Below are 21,716 nucleotides of genomic sequence, written 5' to 3'. Positions count from 1 at the left end.
AACCTCCTCTGTCGGAGATACTGAATCACGCGACGAACGAATGGGGAAGCCTGATTATGGGGACAGACCCTAGGCCACCTTCGCCTTGGCGAAGAAGGGCAGGCCCCGCGCGTTCAACACGATCAACGCGATAACGGCGGCGGCGCCTGCGACGTTCAGGACCACGCCGGTGGGCCACAGGCAGACCAGCCCGGCCATGCCCGCCAGCACCCGCATTCCCAACCCCATGCGCCGTTCCATACAGCCCTGAAGCGCACCGGCCAGCGCGTAGGTGCCTGCCACGCCGAAGCAGAATACGTAGATAGCATCCACCCAGTTGCCCGAAAGGAACGGCGTATAGGCGAACAGAACCGGCACGATGTAGAGGCCCTTGGCCAGCTTCCAACTCGCCACGCCGGTCGCCATCGGCGGCGATTTGGCGATTGTCGCGGCGGTGAACGCTGCGAGGGCCACCGGCGGCGTGACATTGCTGTCCTGGCTGAGCCAGAAGATAATCATGTGGGCCGACAGCAGGGCTGCCAATGCGGCCTCGGCCGGGACGACCAGATCGCGCAGGGGGGCGGCAACCTCCAATGGCAGGGCGCCGACAATCTCACGCGCTTCGGCCACGGGCATCGGGGCGCCGAGCAGGGGCATGATTTCGGGAGCGGAGAGCATGAACAATGCCTGCGCGCCCATCGGCAACTCGCCGTTTGCGATCAGATCGACCACCACCCGGTCCGAGATCATGCCCGCCAGCGCCGGGGCGGACAGGGTCGCCAGCACGATATAGGCCGCCGTCACCGGCAATCCCATGCCCAGCACCAGACTGGCCAGCGCGACCAGCACGATGGCCAGCAACAGGTTGCCCTGCGACCAGTCCGCGATCATCAGGCTGAACGTATTGCCCACGCCCGCCGTGGTGATGACGTTGACCACCAGGCCCACAGCGCACAGCAGAACGGCCGTCATGACCATGGAGCGTGCGCCCATGACCAGTGCCTCGAACACCGCCCTTGGTCCCATCGGATTCCGGGTCAGCCAGCTGGACGCGATCACAGCGCCGATGCCGATCACGGCGGCGTAAGTGGGGGTGAAGCCGGAGACAAGCAGGAAGATCAGCACGCCGATGGGGATAATGAACGAGGCACCGCCGCTTTTCACCGCGCTCCACAATGTCGTGCCCTCGGAGGGCATGGGGGCCAGATCGTGGCGCTTCGCCTCGATCCGTACGAAGAACGCCACGGTCAGGAAATACAACAGCGCGGGCAGGGCCGCGACGGCGACGATCGTCTCGTACGGAATCTGGGTGAAGCTGGCCATCACGAAGGCCCCCGCGCCCATGATCGGCGGCATCAACTGGCCTCCGGTCGAGGAAGCGGCCTCCACCCCGCCGGCGAATTTGGCTGGAAAGCCTGCACGCTTCATCAGCGGAATGGTGATAACGCCGGTGGAGGCGGTGTTGGCAATGGCGGAGCCTGAGATGGTGCCGGTCAGGCCCGACGCGATGACGGCGACGAGGCCCGGCCCGCCGACCAGCTTGCCCGCGATGGCGCGGGCCAGGTCGATGACGAACTCGCCCGCGCCCGAGCGGATCAGGAAGCTGCCGAAAATGATGAACAGGAACACATAGGTCGAGGAAATCCGCGCGATGGTCCCGAAGATCGCATCATCCCCATATATCGAGCGGAACAGCACCGTTTCCCAGCTGAGTCCGCGAAAAGAGAAGACGCCGCCCACGATGCTGCCCCACCAGCCGACATAGGTCAGGCTGAGCACGATCAGGATCGGAATGACCAGACCTGAGACGCGGCGCGTCAGTTCCGTGGCGGCGACGATGGTTGCAATAGCCGCGATCCAGTCCATCGGCGCGAAATTGACGCCACGGGCATAGATCGCATCCTCGGCCAGTGCCATCCACGTGGCCCCGGCAACGGCGATCAGTCCCAGCGCGATGTCACTGGCGATGGCCGCGCGGCTTTTCTTGAGGCTGTCGCGGGGGATCACAGGATAGAGCAGTGCCGCCAAAAACGCGAAACCCGCGAAGTGGAAGACGTTGCGCTCGAACTCCGAGATCACTGGGAACAGCGCCAGATAAAGGTGCCCCACGGACAGGATCAGGCAAACGGCAACGGCGAGCATGTTGAGCGGTCCGGTCAGTTCCCGTGTCGGGCTGACGGTCACGACTTCGCCGGGGATGCTGTCTGTCATGGATGGGTCCTGTCTGAGGAGGTCTGTGATGGCAGCCACCCCGAATGGTTCCGGGGTGGCCAGCCGTTCAGGTCATGTGCGCGGCATCAGCCCTGCGGACGCAGGCGGTCGGGAATGGTGACGCCGACCTCCTCGTAATACCGGATTGCACCGGGGTGCAGCGGCAGGGGCAGTCCCGCAATGGCCTTCTCGATGGACATCACCGAGGTTGCGGGATGGATCGCCTGCAGGAAGGCGAGGTTCTCGTAGATCGTCTTGGTAATCAGGTAGACGTTCTCCTCAGGCAAGGAGGCCTGCGTGGCGAGGAAGTTCGGCTGCGCGATGGTGGTGACAGTCTCCGCCTGACCGGGATATGTGCCGGCCTCGATTACATATTCGGTCCACAACTCACGCTCATCGTCGGCTTGGGCCAACTGCTCGGGCGTGAAGTTCAGCAAGGTCACGCCATCACCGGCGGAGGCGAAGAGCTGGCTGATCGCGCCAACCGGCACGCCCGCGGGGGTGGAGATGCCCACGACCTGACCGTTCTGCAATGCCTCGGCCGAGGGGCCGTAGCCACCCTCGACCAGATCGTAATCCTCATAGATATCGACGCCCAGACCGCCCAGGATAGCGGCGTTCGAGCCGATGGTGCCGGAGTTGCGCGCGCCGAGTGCGACGGCCGAGCCGGTCGCATTTACGAAATCGGCAATCGTTCCCGTCTCCGCAATATCGCTGTCCACGACGAAATGTTCGACGTTCTGCCACAGCATGGACACGGCGCGCATGTTCGATTGCGGGCCGACTTCCTCCAGCGGGCCGGTGCCGGTCGCCGCGTAGTAGCCGTAGAGGCCCTGCATGATCGCGAACTGCGCCTCGTCCTCGCGCAGCAGGCGGACGTTCTCACCCGACCCGGCGGAGGAAATGGCCGACATGCCGATGCCCTGACCCGGCTGAAGCTTGACCTTGACCAGCGTCGAAAGGGCCACACCGACCGGATAATAGGTGCCGCCGGTGGAGGCGGTGGCAAGGATATAGTCCGCTTCCTCCGCCTGAGCGGTGCCGAAGGCGAAGGTTGCAGCGGTCGTCGCCGCGAGGAACAGTTTCATGCTGTGACGCATCATGTGTCGTCTCCCTGAGATTTGCTTGGAGCCTTTTGCGGGCCCGTACACCTACACTGCAAGGAACTGGCGTCATTGCAAGGTAGAGTTCGCCCCCACGCGCCGAACAGGCAGGGTAAAACAACCTCAGGCGGTGGCGCGGATCGCCAAGGCCTGCGCGAGAGTAATCAAGGTTCGGTGCGCCTGTGCCGGGTCGGTTTCGGGGAAATCGTCGCGGAAATGACCGCCCCGGCTTTCGGTGCGGCGCAGGGCGGCGGCGGCAATCAGGGTGGCGGCGGTGGTCATGTTCAGAAACGCGCGGGAGCCGGGGGCATGCGTTTCCTCCAACTCGGCAATGGTCCGCAGGGCGGTGCGCATCCCCTCGGCCGTGCGCACGACGCCCAGATGGCGATCCATGACCTTGCGCAGGGTGGCCACGGCCTCATGCGGGTCCTGACGCGGGCCGGGGCCGTGCAGCGGAGGCTCCAGCGGTATGGCCTGCGTCGCCTCATGATCGGCGGTCAGGGGCAGAGCGGCGATATCCTCCGCGATGCGGGCGGCGAAGACGACGGCCTCCAGCAGGGAATTCGAGGCAAGACGGTTCGCGCCGTGCAGCCCGGTCGCCGTAACCTCGCCACAGGCCCACAGGCCGGGCAGGGAGGATCGCCCGCGTGCATCGGTCAGGATGCCGCCCATGTGATAGTGCTGCGCGGGCCGCACCGGGATCGGTTGCGTGGCCGGGTCGATGCCCGCTTCAACGCAATACTGCGCGACGGTTGGAAACTCCTCGTAGATCGCCGCGCCCACGGCCTGACGCGTATCGAGGAACACAGGCCGGTCGGTGCTGGTGCGGGCATGAATGGCACGGGCGACGATGTCACGCGGCGCAAGCTCCCCCGCCGGGTCTATGTCGAACATGAAACGGTGGCCATTCTCGTCGATCAGGGTTGCGCCGTGGCCGCGCAAAGCCTCCGTCGCGAGGGGGCAGGGATCACGGTCCACGGCGATGCCGGTGGGGTGGAACTGCACGAACTCGGTGTCGGCGATGGTCGCCCCGGCCCGCGCCGCCATGCCCAGCCCCTGACCGCGCACCCGGCCGGGATTGGTCGATACGGCGTAGAGCCCGCCGATACCGCCCGTGGCCAGCACGACCTCCTGCGCGGAGATGTAGATCGGTGCGGCCATCGGATCTGCGATCTGACGAGCGAATGCGCCAACTACCTGACCGTCGCGTGTGGCGAGGTCATCGACCACCACCCCCTCCAGCAACGTGATGGACGGCGTATCGCGCGCGGTGCGGATCAGCGCGTCCATGATCGCACGACCCGCCTGATCGCCCGAGACGCGCACCACGCGGTTGGTGGAATGTGCCGCCTCCTTGGATTGCAGCAGACGCCCCTCGCTGTCACGGTCGAAGGGCGCGCCGTAGTCGAGAAGGTCGAAAATGCGCGCCGCCCCTTCGGAGGTGACGCCGAGGGCGATATCCTCATCCACCAGACCGGCACCCGCCAGTACGGTGTCACGGGCATGTGCCTCCGCCGTATCGCCCAAGCCGACCGCCGCCGCGATGCCGCCCTGCGCCCAGGCGGAGGACGCGCCGACACCGACGGGTTCGGGCGACAGCACCGTGCAAGGACGCGGACTGAGCTTGAGCGCGGTGAACAGCCCCGCAAGGCCCGCGCCGATGATCAGCGTTCCCGCCGCTTCGAGGACGTTCTGGGTCATGGGCGAGGCTCCACCGTCGGGGCTATTTGATCAGGACCTGCGTGGCGAGGATGCGCCCGCAAAGTGTGTCCGCATCGGTTATCGCGAACCCGGCGCCGTGCCGGGTAAAGGCCGGGTCGAGCATGTTGCGCCGGTGCGGCGGGCTGGCCATCCATCCCGCGACGATTGCCTGCGCCGCACTGTCATAGGTGCGATAGTCCAGAAGTTCCGCACGCCGCCCCACGACGGAGCCAAGCTTGTCCGTGACGCCCGAGCCGAAATTATAGGTAAACTCACAGTTTTCAGCGTCCACAACGCGGTATTCACGCCCAGGCTCGTAATCCACCACGAAGGTCTGGCCGAGATTCTCCGCGATCCGGCTGAGCGATACGCCGGTGACCGCCAAGCGATCCGTCAGCGTTTCCCGCCCCTCAACGGGTGAGACATGATCGAAGAAGTCGTATTGCGCCATGTCCCGCGAATGCGCCGCTGCCGCCGCGTTCAGCCCCGGAATCGGCGCGATGGGCGACAGGCCCTCGGCGCAGCGTTCCACATTGACGTGATGCGCCAGCGCCAGACTGAAAAGCGCGGTATCGTGGTTGCCATCGCGCGGCAGATCGGCCTGCGCCCAATCTGGCAAGGGTTGCGCAGGACAGGCCAGCACCGCGCCGGGCAGGGCCAGAGCGGCCAGAAGGGTCAGTGTTTTCAACATCGCGCGGCTCAGGAATTCGTGACTTCGATCATGCGCTCGACCGCGCGGCGGGCGGGTTCCAGCAGGGCCTCGTCCACGGTGACTTCCTCTGTGCCTGAATGCAGTGACCAAAGGATGTTCTCAAGGCTGATCCGCTTCATGTGCGGGCAGATGTTGCAGGGACGTACGAAATCGACCTCGGGCGTTTCGGCGGCCACGTTGTCGGACATGGAGCATTCGGTGACCATCACCACCTTGGGCGGCTTGTTGGTCTTGACCCACTGGATCATGCCGGCGGTGGAGCCTGTGAAGTCCGCCTCCGCCACCACGTCGGGGGGGCATTCGGGGTGCGCGATGATCGCCACGCCGGGATAGGAGTCGCGGTAGGCGCGCAGTTCCTCCGCCGTGAATTGTTCGTGGACGATGCACGCGCCCTCCCAATACACCACACGTTTGGTGGAAAGGGCTGCGATATTCTGCGCCAGATAGCCATCGGGGGTCATGATGACGGTATCGCCGGGCTGCGCCTCGACAATGGCCAGCGCGTTGGACGAGGTGCAGCAGATGTCGGACGCGGCCTTCACGGCGGCGGTGGTGTTGACGTAGCTGACGACTTGCGCTCCGGGATAATCGGCGCGCATCTTCTCGATATCCGCCGCCGTAATGGATGAGGCCAGCGAACAGCCCGCGCGGCTGTCGGGGATCAGCACGGTTTTCTGCGGGTTCAGGATCTTGGAGGTTTCGGCCATGAAGTGCACACCGCACTGGATGATCGTCTGCTGGCGCACTTTTGTGGCCTCGATCGCCAGTTGCAGGCTGTCGCCGGCCACGTCCGCGACCCCGTGGAAGATCTCGGGAGTCATGTAGTTGTGGGCCAGAACGACGGCGTCCTTCTCCTTCTTCAGCGCGTTGATCGCCCGCACATAGGGGGCGAAGCGCATCCAGTCGGGGGCGGGGATCACCTCCTTGACCACCTGATATTGCGCATCGGTGTCGCGCATCGCCGCCTCGGACGGTTCCAGATCGTAATGCGCGGCAAGCTCGGCGCGGGCCGCATCGGCCTTGGTCTGTGCGTTGAGGAACATGGCTGTCTCCCGCTTCTCCATTATACTCATATTGAGTATATGGGGTGTATCAAAAAACGCGCAACAGATGCGCGGTCGGTTCAGAACCTGTCGTCGTGTCACCATATTGTCAAGAAGAACCAGATTGCGCAGCCCCGGTGTCGTTTCCGAACGACAAACCACCCCGAACCGACCTGCATCGCGTCGCGGCAGCGTTAGAGGTTGTGGCAACCCGCCCGACACGGTAGCGGGGGCGCACACATGATGGAGAGCCGTCAGATGACCGATGAGACCGCAATCGCCTTCGAATTGCCGCATGTCCGGGCCGCCGCGACGGCGGGCGATCAACCGCATGACCGCATTTCCGTGCGGGACTACGTGCGCGACGTCGAGATCGGCGCCTTCCTGTCCGAGCGTGGCGTCACCCAGCGCATCCGGTTCAACGTGGTGCTGGAGGTCGCAGCCCATGTCGCGGCGCAGGATGACGATGTGGACAAGGTCATCAGCTATGACACCATCGTTCAGGCCATCGAGCATCAGCTGGGGGCCGAACGTATCAACCTGCTGGAAACCCTGGCGGAGCGGGTGGCAGAGCGCTGCCTAACCGACCGGCGGGCCATCCGCGTCTTTGTCCGGATCGAGAAGCTCGACCGCATTCCCGGTGCCTTGGGCGTGGAAATCGTTCGGATGCGCAAGGGGGCGGCGGCTGTGCCGATCCGGGCCCGTGCACCATTGCCCGACGATCCACCGATCCCCGCCGTATCGTGCGCCGACGACCGCTCCGCGCTGGAGGCGGTGTCCGGTCCCACGGTCCTGTGCGTACCGCCAATGGGTGCGGTGGCGACCGATCCCGCAGGCGAAGCCGCGCGCCGGATCGCCCTTCTGGCCTATGATCAGGGCGCGTGGGCCTTTGCCGCCGACGATTCGCGGTGCACTGTCGTTGCCACGCGAACGGAGTTGGACTGGGCCTTGCGCAAGGGGCTGATCTGTATCTGGGCCCCCTCCAAGATCGTGCTGGACACGATGCCCGCGCCCGCAGACCTGCGGCGTGAGACGCTGTCCGCTTGGTTCGAGGCGCTGCTGAACCGCTAGACCCGCAATTTCATTGCCCGAAGGTCAGGCGGACGTGTTCCACGGATCGTCCACCCGGCTTTGCGTCAGGCAGGGAAATACATGTGCATGGTCCCGGCGCAGCGACATGACCAGCGGTGTGCCTACGGGGGGCATGAAGACACCGGGCACCACGGCCTTCAGCAGCGATCCGTCATGGTCCATTGCCAGCTCCACCAGGCTCTGATTGCCCATGAACCGGGCGCGGACAACCATGCCGCGCGCCGGAACGCCATGCTCCACCGTCGGACGGACCGGGCTGTTGGGCCGGTCGAAGTCGAGCCGGCAATGCTGCGGGCGGAACACGATTTCGACATCGGCGCCGTCAACCAGCGCGGGGGTCAGGAACGGACCGAAGGGCGTGTCGGTCTGACCTTTGCCAACCACACCGTGCACCACGTTCACATCCGAGAAGAAGGCCGCCGCCTGCCGGTCCACCGGTTTGGTATAGATGGTGTAGGGCGCGCCGAGTTGTACGATCCGCCCCTTGCGCATCAGGGCGATCTTGTCCGCCATGCGCATCGCCTCATCCGGTTCGTGCGTGACCAGAAGCACGGCGGCACCTTCCTCGCGCAAGATCTCAAGCGTGCGGTCGCGGATGCCGTCGCGCAGGCGATTGTCGAGGCCCGAGAACGGCTCATCCATCAGCATGATCGCCGGGCGCGGGGCCAGCGCGCGGGCCAGGGCGACGCGCTGCTGTTCCCCCCCGGACAATTGATGCGGATACTTGTCGCCATATCCCGCCAGCCCGACACGATCGAGCAGTTCGTGCACCCGATCCAGCTTGCTCTGCCGCGATCCGCTCAACCCGAAGGCCACGTTGTGCGTCACGTCCAGATGCGGAAACAGCGCGAAGTCCTGAAACATCAATCCGACGGAGCGTTTTTCAGGCGGAATGCAGAAGGACCCGTCTGCGACCAGTTCGCCGTCGATATGAACGGTGCCTTGGGTCGGCCCCTCCACTCCGGCAGCCATGCGCAGGGTCGTGGATTTTCCGCATCCCGACGGGCCCAACAGGCACGTGACCTCCCCCGGTATCAGGCTTAGCGTAAGGTTGCTGACCACCCGCGTGCCATCGTAATCGCGGCTGAGGTCGGTCATTTCCAGTCTCGGCTGCGCGGTGGGCACGGGGTATCCTAGCAATTTCGTCAGGTTCCCACCGCAGATAGCAATGCGTTCAGGTCACGGCAACCCTGCGATAGGATACAGGCCCTGCCGTCCGCCCGCGTAGCGCAGGGAATATCCCTGCCGGTGGTTGCCGGCAGGGCGTATTGCGCCCGCGTCAGATCGTGGCGTTCGTGCCGCCGCCATCGTGCAGGATGTTTTGTCCGACGATGAAGCCCGCATGGACCGAACACAGAAACGCGCAGGCTGCACCGAATTCCTGCGTCGTGCCATAGCGACGGGCCGGGATGGTGGCCTGACGTTGCTTCTGCGCCTCCTCCATCGTGATGCCCTGCGCCTTGACCACACCGCCGTCCAGCGCCTGCGCGCGGTCGGTGGCGTGCATGCCGGGCAGCAGATTGTTGATGGTCACGCCATATTCCGCCACTTGGCGAGAGGTCCCCGCGACGTAGCCGGTCAGACCGGCCCGGGCGGAGTTCGACAGGCCGAGCGCGGGGATCGGTGCCTTGACGCTTTGCGAGGTGATGTTGACCACACGGCCCCAGCCCCGGTCGATCATGTGGGGCAGAGTGTGCTTCATCAGCATGATCGGGGTCAGCATGTTGGCGTGCAGGGCCTTCTCGAAATCGTCGATCTTCCAGTCGGACCACAGGCCGGGGGGCGGGCCACCGGCATTGTTGACCAGAATGTCGGGATCAGGCAGCACGGAGAGCACTTCAGCGCGGCCCTCCTCGGTCGTGATATCGCAGGCGACGGTCTGCACATTGACGCCGTGTGCCGTGCGGATCGCCTCGGCTGTTTCCTCCAGCGTGCTGGCGGTCCGGGCGTTCAAGACCAGATCGACACCGGCAGCGGCGAGGGCCTCTGCGCAGCCACGGCCCAAGCCCTTGGAGCTGGCGCAGACGATGGCCTTCTTACCCTTGAGTCCCAAGTCCATGATGTATCCTCCTGTTTTTGTTCACTTCGTGTTCTTGACGGCGGCGGCGATATCCATCACCACCTCGCGCAGCAATTCGGGGTTCTCATGCTCACCCATGACGCGGATCAGCGGTTCGGTGCCCGAGGCGCGGATCACCAGACGGCCCTTGTCGCCAAAGCGGCTCTCACCCTCCGCTATGGCGGAGGTGACGGCCTCGGCCTGCAACGGTTCGGTTCCGGGGGTGAACTTCACGTTCTCCAACAGTTGCGGCACCTTGTCGAAGACGTGCAGCAGGTCGCTGGCAGCCTGGCCGCTTTCCACCAGAGCGGCGAGGATTTGCAGCCCCGCCAGCAGACCATCGCCCGTGGTCACGTGGTCGAGCAGGACAATATGCCCCGATTGCTCCCCGCCCAGCCGGTGGCCCGAGGCGCGCATTTCCTGCACCACATAGCGATCACCCACCTTGGTGCGGGTCAGGCCGATGCCGCTTTTCGCCAGATAGCGCTCCAGCCCAAGGTTGGACATGACGGTGCTGACCAGCGAATCGCCGCGTGACAGGCGGCGTTTTGCGATCAGGGCCATGATTTGATCGCCGTCGGCCACCTCACCCGTTTCGTCCAGCACGATGATGCGGTCCGCGTCGCCGTCCAGACACAGCCCGATATCCGCGCGGTATTCCACGACCGCCTTTGACGCGCGGCGCGTGTCGGTCGAGCCGCAATCGAGGTTGATGTTATAGCCGTCGGGCTGCACGCCCAGCGGAATGACCTCCGCCCCCAGTTCCCACAGCACCTGCGGCGCCACGCGGTAGGCCGCGCCATGGGCGCAATCCAGCACGATGCGCAGGCCGTTCAGGCGCAGATCGCGCGGGATCGTGGTCTTGATGAATTCGGCGTAGCGCCCGACGCCGTCATCCACCCGCTTGGACCGACCGATATCGCGCGGCGGAACCAGCGGCGGCAAATCGCGGACCAGCGCCTCGATCTCCAACTCCGCCTCATCGGACAGTTTGAACCCGTCGGGGCCGAAGAACTTGATGCCGTTATCCTCGAACGCATTGTGACTGGCGGAGATCATCACCCCCAGATCGGCACGCATCGAGCGGGTCAGCATCCCCACAGCAGGCGTCGGCAGCGGTCCCAGCATCAGCGTGGACATGCCCACGGCCGCGAACCCGGCGGTCATCGCGGTTTCCAGCATGTAGCCGGAGCGGCGCGTATCCTTGCCGATCACCACGTTGTGCGCATGATCGCCGTTGCGGAAATAGGTGCCGGCGGCCATGCCCAGCCGCATCGCCATCTCGGCCGTCATGTTGCCCTGATTGGCGCGACCGCGCACACCGTCGGTGCCGAAGAGTTTTCTGGTCATCGCGGATGCCTTTCCGAAGTTGTCGTATCGTCCTGAAATGTGGGCAGGTTGAGTGCTGACCAGACGCGCAGCGCCTGAACTGCGCCCTTCGTATCGTGAACGCGCAGGATCTGCGCGCCCTGACGTGCCGCCTCGATCATGACGGCATGGCTGCCGGGATCGCGCCGGGCCGCGATCTGCTCGCCTGTCAGGGTGCCGATGAACCGTTTGCGCGAGGCACCGAACAGGATGGCGCAACCCAGCCCGTGAAACAGGCTCAAGCCGCGGATCAGAGCCAGGTTGTGGTCGTGCGTCTTGCCAAAGCCGATGCCGGGATCGACCAGCATCAGATTGCGATCGAGGCCGTGCGCCTCCAACTCGTGGATGCGCGTGTCCAGCCAGTCGTAGACGTCCAGCAGCACGTCGTCGTAATGCGGGGCCTGCTGCATGGTCTGCGGGTCGCCCTGTGCGTGCATCAGGCAGACCGGCACGCCCAGTTCGCGGGCCGCTTCGGGGGAGGCAGGATCGTGGGTCAGGGCGGAGACGTCGTTGAACAGGTTCGCGCCACGTGTCCTGGGGTGGCGGGCCATGGTTTCGCGGGCAATGGCCGCCTTGCGCGTGTCGATGGAGATCGGCAAGTCGATCCCGTCGGCGCGGATCGCATCCAGCGCGGGCAGGACGCGGGCGCGTTCCTCCTCCAGCGTGACAGGCGTGGCACCGGGGCGTGTGCTCTCACCGCCGATGTCCAGAATGTCGGCACCGTGATCGCGCATCTGCCGCGCGTGGGTCAGGGCGTCATCCCCCTGATTTCGCCCCCCGTCCGAAAAGCTGTCGGGGGTGACGTTGAGTATTCCCATGATGCGCGGCTGGTTCAGGGCCATCGCGCCGATGGGCGCACGCGGGCGCGTCAGGCGGTCGATCAGGTCGTCGGGCAGGGTGGAGGCCGCCGCGAAGCGGGACGGGCCGCCGCGTGTCAGCACCTCGACTTCGCGGAACCACAGTCCCCCTCCGGCGAGTGGCAGCGCGTCAGCCGGCATCGGCCCGGACTGAACCAGAGGACGCGCCCGGATCATGCCTGCACCCGCAGATCGGACTTTGCGCGCAGATCAGACAGCACGGCGGGCAGGTCGGCCCACTCGGAAAAGGTTGCATCCGTAGCGAAGGCGGGCTGTTGTCCGTCGGGCGCGAACAGGACGAACTGCGCCCCGGCATTGGCGGCCGTTTGCGCATCCACGTCCCGATCCCCGATCATCACCACCGGTCCGTCGCCCGAAAGCTGCGCTGCCGCATGATGCAACATCGCGGGATCGGGTTTGAGCACGTCCAGCGTTCCGCCCCCGGTCAGACCCTGAATGGGCGGCATCAGGTGCAAACCTTGCAGGATTTGACGGGCCTGTGCCTCGGGCTTTTGCGTGCAGACGGCCATCTGGCAGCCCTGTTCGGCCAGTTTGTGCAGGGTTTCGAGGACACCGGGATAGGACCCGGTGCCGCGCAGGGGATCGGCCCCGTAGATCGCGATCATGCGGGCCAGATGCGGGCGCAGGTCTCCGCCGGGTACGCCGCCTGTCGCCTCCAGCACACGCTTGACCTGTTGGCGCATTCCGTGGCCGACGAACGACTTGTATCGTGCGGGCTCAACCGGGGCGCGCCCAAGCTCGCCCAACATCACATTCGCCGCAGCCGTCAGGGACGGCACGCTGTCGATCAGGGTTTCGTCCAGGTCGAAGATCAGGCGAAAGCTCACGCGGCCCGCCATTTGATCGAACATCCGACGGAGGGGTGCTGAACCTCGGGGCCGTGGCCGGTCAGGGCGACGTGTTGCATCGCCTCGATCAACTCGGGGCGGGTCTCCGCATCAGCCGGATCGCGCCCGGCGCTGTCCAGCCTGCCGCGATAGCGCAGTTTCAGCATCGCATCGAAGCCGAAGATGTCCGGCGTGCACACCGCGCCATAGTCGCGTGCGGCGCTCTGCTCGGCATCATGCAGATAGGGAAAGGGGAAATTGTACCGGGCAGCGAACGCGCCCATATTCTCGAAACTGTCCTGCGGATAGGCCTGCGCATCGTTCGAGCAGATCGCCGCCACACCGTAGCCCAGTTCGTGCAGTTGCGCGCCGGTGGTGGCCAGACGTTCCGCCATCGCCACGACATACGGGCAGTGATTGCTGATGAAGAACAGGGCCAGCCCGCGCACACCGCGCAGATCGCCCAGCGACCACAGCGTTCCGTTCGTGTCGGGCAGGGCGAATTCCGCCGCAGTCCAGCCCGGTTCGTGTTCATTGCCGCGTGCGGTGGTCATCTGGTGCGCTCCCGTTTCGTTTCAGGCCATATAGAAGTCCCACAGGCGCAGGGCAATTGTCACGGTGTTTCCCGGCCCGCCTGTTTGTGCGGGAAATGGATGCGTCAGGCGAAATGGGGGTTTGAACGCTACCCTGAAACCACATACATATCGTTGCAGGATAGTGGCCGGGACTGACCCCGCGCCGGGACAATATTTTGCAGGAGGGGCAATCATGCTCAACAATATCGGCCCCATGGGCCTCATCCTTATCGCTGTTGTCGTGTTGGTCCTGTTCGGACGCGGCAAGATCTCGCAACTGATGGGCGATGTCGGCAAGGGCATCACCTCGTTCAAGAGGGGCATGGCCGATGGTCAGGCCGAGCAGGACGAGGAGGGCAAGATCGAGAGCGCCCGCGATGTGACCCCCCCCGCCGCGAAAGCCCCCGTGCATGATCCGGCCCGCGACTCCGTAAAAGAGGACCGCGCCTGATCCGGCCGGATATGTGAGCCTCCAGCATGTTTGATATCGGTTTTTACGAAATGATGCTGGTGGGTGTCGTCGCACTCATCGTCGTCGGCCCCAAGGATTTGCCCCGCATGTTCCGTACGGTGGGCGAATATGTCGGCAAGGCGCGTGGCATGGCGCGGCAGTTCCAGTCCGCGATGAACGATGCGGCGCGCCAGACGGAATTGCAGGAGGTGAAAAAGGCAATGGACGGGGTCCGCTCCGCCACCGACCCGTTGAACGCGGCCAGCAAATCCGCACGCAATTATGCCAAGTCGATGATGACGGATATCGACCCTTCGGCGAAACCGCGCGATCCCGATCAGGCTCGCCGCGATGCCGCCGCCGCAGCCAATGCCGCATCCGAGGCGGGCTTCCCGCACTTCGAGGATGTGGACGATCATGCCATGATGCCCCCGCGCCCCTCCGCCCCCGAGGCGGAAGCGCCTGAGATGGATACGCCCGAAACGGAGGCGCCCGAAACGGCAACCTCCGATACGCAAGCCGGGCCAATGACTCCGTCAGCGACCCCAGCGCGAAAAGAGACCTGACAGATGGCCCAGACTGAACCCGAAGATCAGGCGGCCATGCCGCTGATCGAGCATCTGGCCGAATTGCGCACCCGTATCATCCGCTCCGTGCTGGCGCTGCTGGTGGGGGTGGTGCTGTGCTTCTTCATCGCGGAACCGACGCTGAACTTCATCGCCGAACCGATTTCGGATGTGCTGCGGGCACGGGGCGAGGATCCGCGGCTGATCTTCACCGCGCCGCAGGAAAAGTTGTTCGTGCTGTTTCGCATCTCGATCCTGCTGGGGCTGGCCGTCAGCTTTCCGGTGATCGCCTATCAGATGTGGCGGTTCGTGGCGCCCGGGCTCTACACCAATGAGAAGGGCGCGTTCCTTCCCTTCGTCATCGCCTCACCCCTGATGTTCCTGTTGGGCGCGTCCTTTGCCCATTACGTGGTGACACCGCTGGCGATGGACTTTTTTATCGGGTTTTCGGACGTGGTGCCGGCGCTGGCCAATCTGGTTGCCGGTCACGACGCGGATCCGGTGGTCGCGCAGAACGAGGAGTTGAAGACGGTCTTCCTCGGCTCCGTTCGCGAAACCCTTGATATCTCGCTGAAATTCATCTTCGCCTTTGGCATCTGTTTCCAGCTGCCGATCCTGTTGACCTTGATGGGCAAGGCCGGGCTGGTCAGTGCGGACGGATTGAAGGCGATGCGCAAATATGCCGTGGTCGGCATTCTGGTGGTGGCGGCATTGGTCACGCCGCCCGACGTCATCACGCAGGTGATCCTGTTCACCGTGGTCTACGCGCTTTACGAAATCTCGATCTGGCTGGTCTGGTGGGTGGAGCGCAAGCGGGCCGAGGAAGAAGAGGAAGAGTCGTTTTGACCTCTGACCCGATGGAGCGGATCGCCCAGGCGTTGGAGCGGATCAGCCCGCCTCCCGCCGCCGCGCCTGACTGGGCGGGCAACGCCTATATCTGGCAAACGGCGCCGGATCGCTTGCAGGTGGTGGAGCAGGTATCGCGCGTGCCGCTGGACTTGCTGGTCGGCATCGGACGCGCCCGCGATACTCTGGTCACGAACACGCGACAATTTGCCGACGGTCTGCCCGCGAACAACGTCCTGCTATGGGGCGCGCGGGGCATGGGCAAATCCAGTTTGGTAAAGGCAGCCCATGCCGAGGCCGGGCAGGGTACCATTCTGATCGAAATCCTGCGTGAAGATCTGCCCAGTATCGGCCGCTTGCTGCGCCTGCTGCGCGGCACCGACCGCCGTTTCCTGCTGTTTTGCGACGACCTGTCGTTCAACCACGACGATGCACATTACAAATCGCTCAAGGCTGTGCTGGACGGCGGGATCGAGGGCCGGCCCGAAAACGTGATCTTCTACGCCACGTCGAACCGCCGCCACCTGATGCCCCGCGACATGATCGAGAACGAGCGCGGCTCCGCCATCAATCCGGCCGAGGCAGTGGAGGAGAAGGTCAGCCTGTCGGACCGTTTCGGCCTGTGGCTGGGGTTCCATTCCTGCTCTCAGGACGAATATCTGCGGATGATTCGGGGGTATTGTGATCGCTACGGTATCGCCATCGACGATGAGACGTTGCACGCCGAGGCGATCGAATGGCAGCAAACGCGCGGTGCGCGCTCCGGCCGGGTGGCGTGGCAATACGTGACCGATCTGGCCGGACGGCAGGGCGTGGCGCTGGATTGAAACCTTGCCTCCGGCGGGGATATTTCGAGAAAGTGAAACCAGTCCCGTTGGTCGAGTATCCACGCCGGAACCAGCTTTCCTTAGAGATATTCCGCCGGGTTCGTATGCTGCATACCGCGACGCACCTGGAATTGGACGGATGGATCTGCCCGCTCCGCCACTGTGCCGAGTTGCTGTCCCTGGGAAATACTGTCGCCACGTGCGACGTTCACGCCGGTGATGCGGCCGTAAACTGTCACCAGATTGTTGGGATGGCGCACCATCACGATGGTGTCCAGATCGCCCACGGAGCGGGAGACGAGGACGACCTCACCATCTGCGGCGGCGCGGACCGGCGCTCCAACAGGGGCGGAGAAGTCTATCCCCTCGTTCCGGTCGGCGCCATTTGGCGAATAGGGGCGCAGAATCGGGCCATCGACAGGCGGGACGAAGATGCCGCTGCCAGAACGGAACTGGCCCAGATTGGGGCTTTCGGGTGTTTCGACGGCGAGGGAGGTGTCCTCGGGCAAGGGCTGTGCGGCGGATGGCGGCGGGGTCAGCACGGCGGCGACGCCGGGCAGCACGGCCTGCGCATCGGGCTGCACGACGGTGACGGGGGCCTGCGGCAGGCTGGGCGCGGCTGGTTGGGTCGTGGTGACGGAGCCGAACGGAATTTCGATCCGCTGTCCGGTGCTGAGCGCGAAATCCGCGCCGAGGCCATTCCAGTCGGCCAATGACGTGACGGGAACGTCGTAAAGCCGCGCGATGGAAAACAGCGTCTCCCCCGGTGCGACGGTATGGGCGAGAGGTGCGGCGGTGTCGGTCTGGGTGGTGGTCGCGGGCGTGCCGATGGCACCGGTCTGGACCGAGGGCAGGGTCGAGCGGTCAATTGCTGCGGCGGCGATGTCCGGGCTCCACCCGCCTGTGGCCACAGCGGCCCCCGGTGCGTAGCGATCCGCGCGTGGCGGCAGCACCAGTTCCTCCCCCGCGTTGGGGGTGTAAGCGACGGGCAGGCCATTGTAATTGGCCAATTCGGCGGGTGAGAGGCCGACCCGCGTGGCCATGTCGATCAGGCTGTCATCCTGCCCGGCCACGATCACCTGATAGCTGCCGCGATCCGACACGCCCCGGGCGTCCGCAACAGGCGCGGCCACGATGGGGGCGGTCGGGATCGGAGCGGCGGCAACGATGGCGGGTTGATCCGGGGTGGAGCCGCGGAACACGACGGGTGCGGGGGCTTCGTTCTGGGCGGTGCAGGCGCTCAACAGGATCGACCCGCCGAATGCGAGGGACATGGAAATGGACCGGGATGACATGGCGGTACTCTCTTTTGCTCGAAACGGGCCTCGGACGTCTGGTTTTAGGGTCTATCCGTCCGCAATATCATCGGCCACGCCTTCCAGCAGCGGCACGAAACGAACGTCGCCCAGTTCACTATACTCCAGACCGTCAGCGGTTTTAACGACTTTTATCAGGTGCTGCACGGTATCGCTTTGCCCAACGGGCAGGATCATGATGCCGCCCTCGCGCAGTTGATCGACGAGGATCGCGGGCGGATCCTCGGCCGCGGCGGTGACGATGATGCGGTCGAAAGGGGCCTGTTCGGGCAGGCCCGAGGTGCCGTCCCCGGTAATGACGGTCACGTTGTCCGCCCCCATTTCGGCCAGCGCCGCGCGGGCCTGTCGCGCCAGCGGGCGATGTCGTTCCACGGTATAGACCCGCCGCGCGAGGTGGCTGAGCACGCCTGCCTGATATCCCGATCCCGCTCCGATTTCGAGCACCTTGCAGCGGCGATCCACTTGCAATGCCTGCGTCATCAAGGCCACGACCGAAGGCTGGCTGATCGTTTGTCCGCATGAGATCGGCAGGGGAATATTCTCGTAGGCGCGCGCGCGGAAGATCCCGTCGAGAAACAGACCCCGGGGCGTTGCCTCCATCGCATCGAGCACGGCGCGATCGCGCACCCCCTCCTGTTGCAGGGCGAAGATCAGCGCCCATCGGGCCTCGTCCTGAGGGGAAGGGGCGACGGGTGGTCTCACGACAGGATGTCCTCCAGCCCCGAAACCAGATCGCGCGCGGTCAGATCGGCCCGCAGTGGGGTCACGGTAATGTGACCTTCGGATGATTCACGCGCGTCGGTGCCCGGCGCGCAGGTGTGGTTGCCCAGCCCGTGCTGTATCCACAGATACCGCCGCCCGTTCGGTGCGTCCTGTGGTGAGATCCCGAAGGGTGAGCCGCCCCGTTCCCCCTGTATGGTCGCCTTGACGCCCTTGACCTGATCGGCGGTCACAGGCGGGAAATTGATGTTGTAAAACACGCCGTATCGGCCGCCCTGTTCCCATGTCGCCTTGTCGAGCAATTGTCGCACGACGCGCGCGCCATGTGCGGTTGCAGCCTCGAACCCGTCCGCCATTTCCCGGCTGCCGGGGCCGTAATATTGCGACATGGCGATGGCGCGGACCTTGTGCAAAGCCGCCTCCATCGCGCCGCCGATCGTGCCGGAATATAGCGTATCCTCCGCGACATTGTGACCCCGGTTCACACCGGACAGCACCAGATCGGGGGGGCAGTCCTTCATCACGTCGAAAAGCCCTGCCATAATGCAATCGGCAGGAGAGCCCGCAACGGCGAAGCGGCGGGGGCCGTGTTGCTCGATCCGCATCGGGGTGACGTAGCTGATGCAATGACCGACGCCGGATTGTTCCATCGCGGGGGCGATGACCCAGACTTCCCCGTCGGGGCCGGCGATTTCGGCGGCGATAGCCTCGGCTGCTTTCAGACCCGGGGCCATGATGCCGTCGTCATTGGTGATCAGGATGCGCATTCGGTCCTCCGCTTTGCGCAACTGTGTAGGGATCGGTTGCTGTCCGGTCCAGTCGGGTCAGGCCATTTTCCGCCGGTAAGTGGCGAGAAGGACACCCCCCAGCACCACGATGCCCAATCCGGCAAGGATCGCCACGTCAGGATGCGGCGATGCCGCCTGCGCCACCACGCCGATCAGCGCCCAGATCACCGCCGCGCCGTAGCCGGGAACAAAGCCCAGGTTCCACTGTATCGCCGCGGCGAACAGCACGGCTGCGGGCAGCAGCACCCGCGCCCAACCTACATCGCCCAAGATAAGACCATAGCCAGCGGTGAGCAGGCCGAGACTGACGAAGCTGGCGGCGGTCAGCCACCCTGCGTAGAGGCCCAGCGGCAGGTCCATGCGCCATGGCTCACGCGCCGTCAGCCCGAAAAACAGCGCCAGCAGCGCACCGAACAGCATGATGAGGATCAGCAGCGTCGCCCAGACCGGACTGTAGCCCGCCACCGGCAGCCAGATCACCCCGATGGCGAGGCTGATGGTGAGAGGGAATTTCTTGTTGCTCCACGCCGGATCGTCGGCCCGCAGGACACCGAAAACGGCGTGAACGATCAGCGCCACGTAGATCACCCCCCAGATCGAGAAAGCCCAACCGGCAGGCTGGATCGCAGGATCCTCCTGCGGGATGGGGTAAAGGCTTGGCTCGAAGCCATTAAACCTTGTGAAGAAGGGCATTGCGGCAAAGGCGACGGCCAGAAACAGGATGAGAAAACGCATCGGTGCACTCCTTTGCGCAAATCACATGGCACAGGGCACGGAGGCGTCAACGGGCTGTCAGGTGCGGTGACGAATTCGTGTGTGGAAGCAGTTGTTGAGGGCAGAGCGGACATCGACGAAAGCGACCTCGGGGTCCGTAAGGATCGCCTCAGCCGCGCGGGGGATATCTGCTGTCGCGACGATCGCTCCGGTGCCGTAGCGGATGCGATAATCGGCGGTATAGCCCTTGAGCAGATAGGCGGGGCTGCTGAGGAACTGAGGAATTTCCGCCGATGGGCCCGGGGCCTCGCAGGGCTTGGCGCACAGGAAGATCGGGCCAACCTCGGCATAAGGTTGCGCGGTGGGGAACGGACGGTACGCGGCGATCAGATAGTCCTCACCGGCGGGCACGTGGGCCATGCAGTGACGGCAGGGAATGCCTGAACCGTCGCTGGTGGCACGTTCCGCGCGATTGCCCCAGAAATCGGGACCGCCAGATTGCAGGGCGCGAACCTCATCTGTGGGCAGGGGGTGGAACTGAATGGTCATGGCGGGCCTCCTCTGGCCCACCATTTTTATCGAATCGCCGGGTCAGGCCACCCGGATCATGCGTTTAGCTAAAGCTGCCATCCGCAGTGATCGTCGTCTTGCCCCCCAGATACGGCGCCAGCGCGTCGGGCAGCCTGACGGAGCCATCGGCCTGCTGACCGTTTTCCAGCACCGCGATCAGGCAGCGACCGACGGCAAGGCCGGAGCCGTTGAGCGTGTGCACGAATTCCGGCTTGCCGCCCTGCGCAGGGCGAAAGCGGGCATTCATCCGGCGGGCCTGAAAATCGCCGGTGGTCGAGCAGGACGAGATTTCGCGGTAGGTGTTCTGACCGGGCAACCAGACCTCGATGTCATGGGTCCGGCGCGCGCCGAACCCCATGTCGCCTGTGCACAGCACCAACGTGCGATAGGCCAATCCCAGTCGATCCAGGATGGCCTCGGCGCAATCGGTCATCCGGTCCAGCTCGGCCCGACTGTCGTCGGGATGGACGATCGAGACCATCTCGACCTTCTCGAACTGGTGTTGACGCAACATGCCGGAGGTGTCGCGCCCCGCGCTGCCCGCCTCGGACCGGAAGCAGAGGGTATGGGCGGTCATGCGGCGGGGCAGGGTCGCCTCCTCCAACATTTCGCCGGACACGGAATAGGTCAGCGTGACTTCCGATGTGGGGATCAGCCACCAGCCGTTGGTGGTCTGATAGCTGTCATCACCGAATTTCGGCAGCTTGTCCGTGCCGGTCATTGCTTCCTCACGCACCAGCACGGGGGTGTTGGTTTCCTCCAATCCATGCTCGGTCGTGTGCATATCCAGCATGAACTGCGCCAACGCGCGATGCAGGCGGGCCATCGCGCCGCGCAACACCACAAAGCGAGAACCGGAGAGCTTGCCCCCCGTCTCGAAGTCCAGCCCCTTGGCGGCGGCCAGATCGAAATGCTCGACCGGGGTGAAGTCGAAGGTCGGCGGGGTGCCCTTGCGGCGCATCTCGATATTATCGGATTCGTCCGCACCGTCGGGGACGTCGGCATCGGGGATGTTGGGCAAGCGCATCAGGCGGTCGTCCAACTCCTCCTGCGCGGCCTTCGCATCGGCTTCGAGGCGGGCGATCTCGTCCTTCTTTTCAGCGACGAGGGCACGCAGGCGGGCGAATTCTTCCTCATCCCCTTTGGCCTTGGCCGCGCCAACCTGCTTCGAGGCGGCATTCCGCTCCTGCAGCGCATCCTGCGCCGCCTGGATCGCCTCACGCCGCTTGGCATCGAGCGCAATCAGTTCGGAGGAAACCGGCGCATCCCCACGCCGCGTGAGGGCGGCGTCAAAAGCGGCGGGGTCGTCGCGGATGATGCGGATGTCATGCATGGGTTTGGCCTCCTGAAACGTGCGCGGATGTTATGCG

Annotated in this window: 22 protein-coding genes; 5 read left to right on the top strand and 17 right to left on the bottom strand. The window is 64.8% G+C overall.

Annotation, left to right across the window (positions count from 1 at the left end; translation table 11 throughout):
* Positions 1-69: 69 nt before the first annotated feature.
* The 5 genes from H1S03_RS13530 to nadA all read right to left on the bottom strand — a co-directional run bounded on the left by H1S03_RS13530 (position 70) and on the right by nadA (position 6,770).
* On the bottom strand, positions 70-2,190 hold the full coding sequence (locus H1S03_RS13530; protein WP_185804932.1) for a TRAP transporter permease: 2,121 nt from the start codon (positions 2,188-2,190) through the stop codon (positions 70-72).
* Between the two features lie 86 nt (positions 2,191-2,276).
* Complete coding sequence (locus H1S03_RS13525; RefSeq protein ID WP_185804931.1) at positions 2,277-3,293, bottom strand: TAXI family TRAP transporter solute-binding subunit; 1,017 nt, start codon at positions 3,291-3,293, stop codon at positions 2,277-2,279.
* 123 nt (positions 3,294-3,416) lie between these two features.
* On the bottom strand, positions 3,417-4,994 hold the full coding sequence (locus H1S03_RS13520; protein WP_185804930.1) for an L-aspartate oxidase: 1,578 nt from the start codon (positions 4,992-4,994) through the stop codon (positions 3,417-3,419).
* Between the two features lie 22 nt (positions 4,995-5,016).
* On the bottom strand, positions 5,017-5,685 hold the full coding sequence (locus H1S03_RS13515; RefSeq protein ID WP_185804929.1) for a CAP domain-containing protein: 669 nt from the start codon (positions 5,683-5,685) through the stop codon (positions 5,017-5,019).
* An 8-nt stretch (positions 5,686-5,693) separates the two neighbouring features.
* Positions 5,694-6,770: a quinolinate synthase NadA gene (gene nadA, locus H1S03_RS13510; protein ID WP_249777926.1), complete on the bottom strand. Its 1,077-nt coding sequence runs from the start codon at positions 6,768-6,770 to the stop codon at positions 5,694-5,696.
* A 237-nt stretch (positions 6,771-7,007) separates the two neighbouring features.
* On the opposite strand from nadA, the gene H1S03_RS13505 reads away from it, so the two are divergent.
* Positions 7,008-7,820, top strand: a complete 813-nt coding sequence (locus tag H1S03_RS13505) for a dihydroneopterin aldolase (RefSeq protein WP_185804927.1) — start codon at positions 7,008-7,010, stop codon at positions 7,818-7,820.
* A 24-nt stretch (positions 7,821-7,844) separates the two neighbouring features.
* Here H1S03_RS13505 and H1S03_RS13500 read toward each other — a convergent pair whose 3' ends face one another.
* The 6 genes from H1S03_RS13500 to H1S03_RS13475 form a co-directional block, all read right to left on the bottom strand.
* A complete protein-coding gene (locus tag H1S03_RS13500; protein WP_185804937.1) occupies positions 7,845-8,939 on the bottom strand; it encodes an ABC transporter ATP-binding protein in 1,095 nt (364 codons plus the stop codon).
* A 181-nt stretch (positions 8,940-9,120) separates the two neighbouring features.
* A complete protein-coding gene (locus H1S03_RS13495; protein ID WP_185804926.1) occupies positions 9,121-9,900 on the bottom strand; it encodes an SDR family oxidoreductase in 780 nt (259 codons plus the stop codon).
* 21 nt (positions 9,901-9,921) lie between these two features.
* Positions 9,922-11,250 (bottom strand): phosphoglucosamine mutase, encoded by a 1,329-nt coding sequence (gene glmM / locus H1S03_RS13490; protein WP_185804925.1) that lies wholly within the window; start codon positions 11,248-11,250, stop codon positions 9,922-9,924.
* On the bottom strand, positions 11,247-12,302 hold the full coding sequence (folP, locus tag H1S03_RS13485) for a dihydropteroate synthase (RefSeq protein ID WP_185804924.1): 1,056 nt from the start codon (positions 12,300-12,302) through the stop codon (positions 11,247-11,249). The genes glmM and folP overlap by 4 nt, the downstream gene beginning before the upstream one ends.
* Entirely contained in the window at positions 12,299-12,997 is a 699-nt protein-coding gene (locus H1S03_RS13480) for an HAD-IA family hydrolase (RefSeq protein ID WP_221892701.1), read from the bottom strand. The genes folP and H1S03_RS13480 overlap by 4 nt, the downstream gene beginning before the upstream one ends.
* Complete coding sequence (locus H1S03_RS13475) at positions 12,970-13,527, bottom strand: thioredoxin family protein (RefSeq protein WP_185804922.1); 558 nt, start codon at positions 13,525-13,527, stop codon at positions 12,970-12,972. Before H1S03_RS13475 ends, H1S03_RS13480 begins: the two co-directional genes overlap by 28 nt.
* A 214-nt stretch (positions 13,528-13,741) precedes the next feature.
* Here H1S03_RS13475 and tatA point away from each other — a divergent pair, with 214 nt between their 5' ends.
* From tatA to H1S03_RS13455, 4 genes are read left to right on the top strand one after another with little or no spacing between them, the layout of a single operon-like run.
* Positions 13,742-13,999: a twin-arginine translocase TatA/TatE family subunit gene (tatA, locus tag H1S03_RS13470; protein WP_166191027.1), complete on the top strand. Its 258-nt coding sequence runs from the start codon at positions 13,742-13,744 to the stop codon at positions 13,997-13,999.
* Positions 14,000-14,025: 26 nt separating this feature from the next.
* Complete coding sequence (tatB, locus tag H1S03_RS13465; protein WP_185804921.1) at positions 14,026-14,565, top strand: Sec-independent protein translocase protein TatB; 540 nt, start codon at positions 14,026-14,028, stop codon at positions 14,563-14,565.
* 3 nt (positions 14,566-14,568) lie between these two features.
* Positions 14,569-15,411, top strand: coding sequence for a twin-arginine translocase subunit TatC (gene tatC, locus H1S03_RS13460; protein ID WP_185804920.1), 843 nt, complete (start codon positions 14,569-14,571; stop codon positions 15,409-15,411).
* Positions 15,408-16,238 carry an ATP-binding protein gene (locus H1S03_RS13455; protein WP_185804919.1) on the top strand — a complete coding sequence of 277 codons (831 nt, stop codon included), beginning with the start codon at positions 15,408-15,410 and terminating at the stop codon, positions 16,236-16,238. The genes tatC and H1S03_RS13455 overlap by 4 nt, the downstream gene beginning before the upstream one ends.
* Before the next feature lie 80 nt (positions 16,239-16,318).
* Here H1S03_RS13455 and H1S03_RS13450 read toward each other — a convergent pair whose 3' ends face one another.
* The 6 genes from H1S03_RS13450 to serS all read right to left on the bottom strand — a co-directional run bounded on the left by H1S03_RS13450 (position 16,319) and on the right by serS (position 21,679).
* Positions 16,319-17,512, bottom strand: coding sequence for a M23 family metallopeptidase (locus H1S03_RS13450; protein ID WP_185804918.1), 1,194 nt, complete (start codon positions 17,510-17,512; stop codon positions 16,319-16,321).
* A 72-nt stretch (positions 17,513-17,584) separates the two neighbouring features.
* Entirely contained in the window at positions 17,585-18,256 is a 672-nt protein-coding gene (locus tag H1S03_RS13445) for a protein-L-isoaspartate(D-aspartate) O-methyltransferase (RefSeq protein ID WP_185804917.1), read from the bottom strand.
* Positions 18,253-19,041, bottom strand: a complete 789-nt coding sequence (gene surE, locus H1S03_RS13440) for a 5'/3'-nucleotidase SurE (protein ID WP_185804916.1) — start codon at positions 19,039-19,041, stop codon at positions 18,253-18,255. Before surE ends, H1S03_RS13445 begins: the two co-directional genes overlap by 4 nt.
* 57 nt (positions 19,042-19,098) lie before the next feature.
* The gene (locus H1S03_RS13435) at positions 19,099-19,797 is read right to left on the bottom strand and encodes a tryptophan-rich sensory protein (RefSeq protein ID WP_185804915.1); all 699 of its coding nucleotides are present in this window, start codon (positions 19,795-19,797) and stop codon (positions 19,099-19,101) included.
* Between the two features lie 57 nt (positions 19,798-19,854).
* The gene (locus H1S03_RS13430) at positions 19,855-20,325 is read right to left on the bottom strand and encodes a DUF1203 domain-containing protein (protein WP_185804914.1); all 471 of its coding nucleotides are present in this window, start codon (positions 20,323-20,325) and stop codon (positions 19,855-19,857) included.
* Positions 20,326-20,389: 64 nt separating this feature from the next.
* Positions 20,390-21,679: a serine--tRNA ligase gene (gene serS / locus H1S03_RS13425; protein ID WP_185804913.1), complete on the bottom strand. Its 1,290-nt coding sequence runs from the start codon at positions 21,677-21,679 to the stop codon at positions 20,390-20,392.
* Positions 21,680-21,716 lie beyond the last annotated feature (37 nt).

The sequence above is a fragment of the Pontivivens nitratireducens genome (genome assembly GCF_014235845.1).
GTDB classification, from domain to species: Bacteria; Pseudomonadota; Alphaproteobacteria; order Rhodobacterales; family Rhodobacteraceae; genus Pontivivens; species Pontivivens nitratireducens.
The sequence above is the reverse complement of the archived record's forward strand: the minus strand, read 5'-3'. Positions and strand labels throughout refer to the sequence as shown.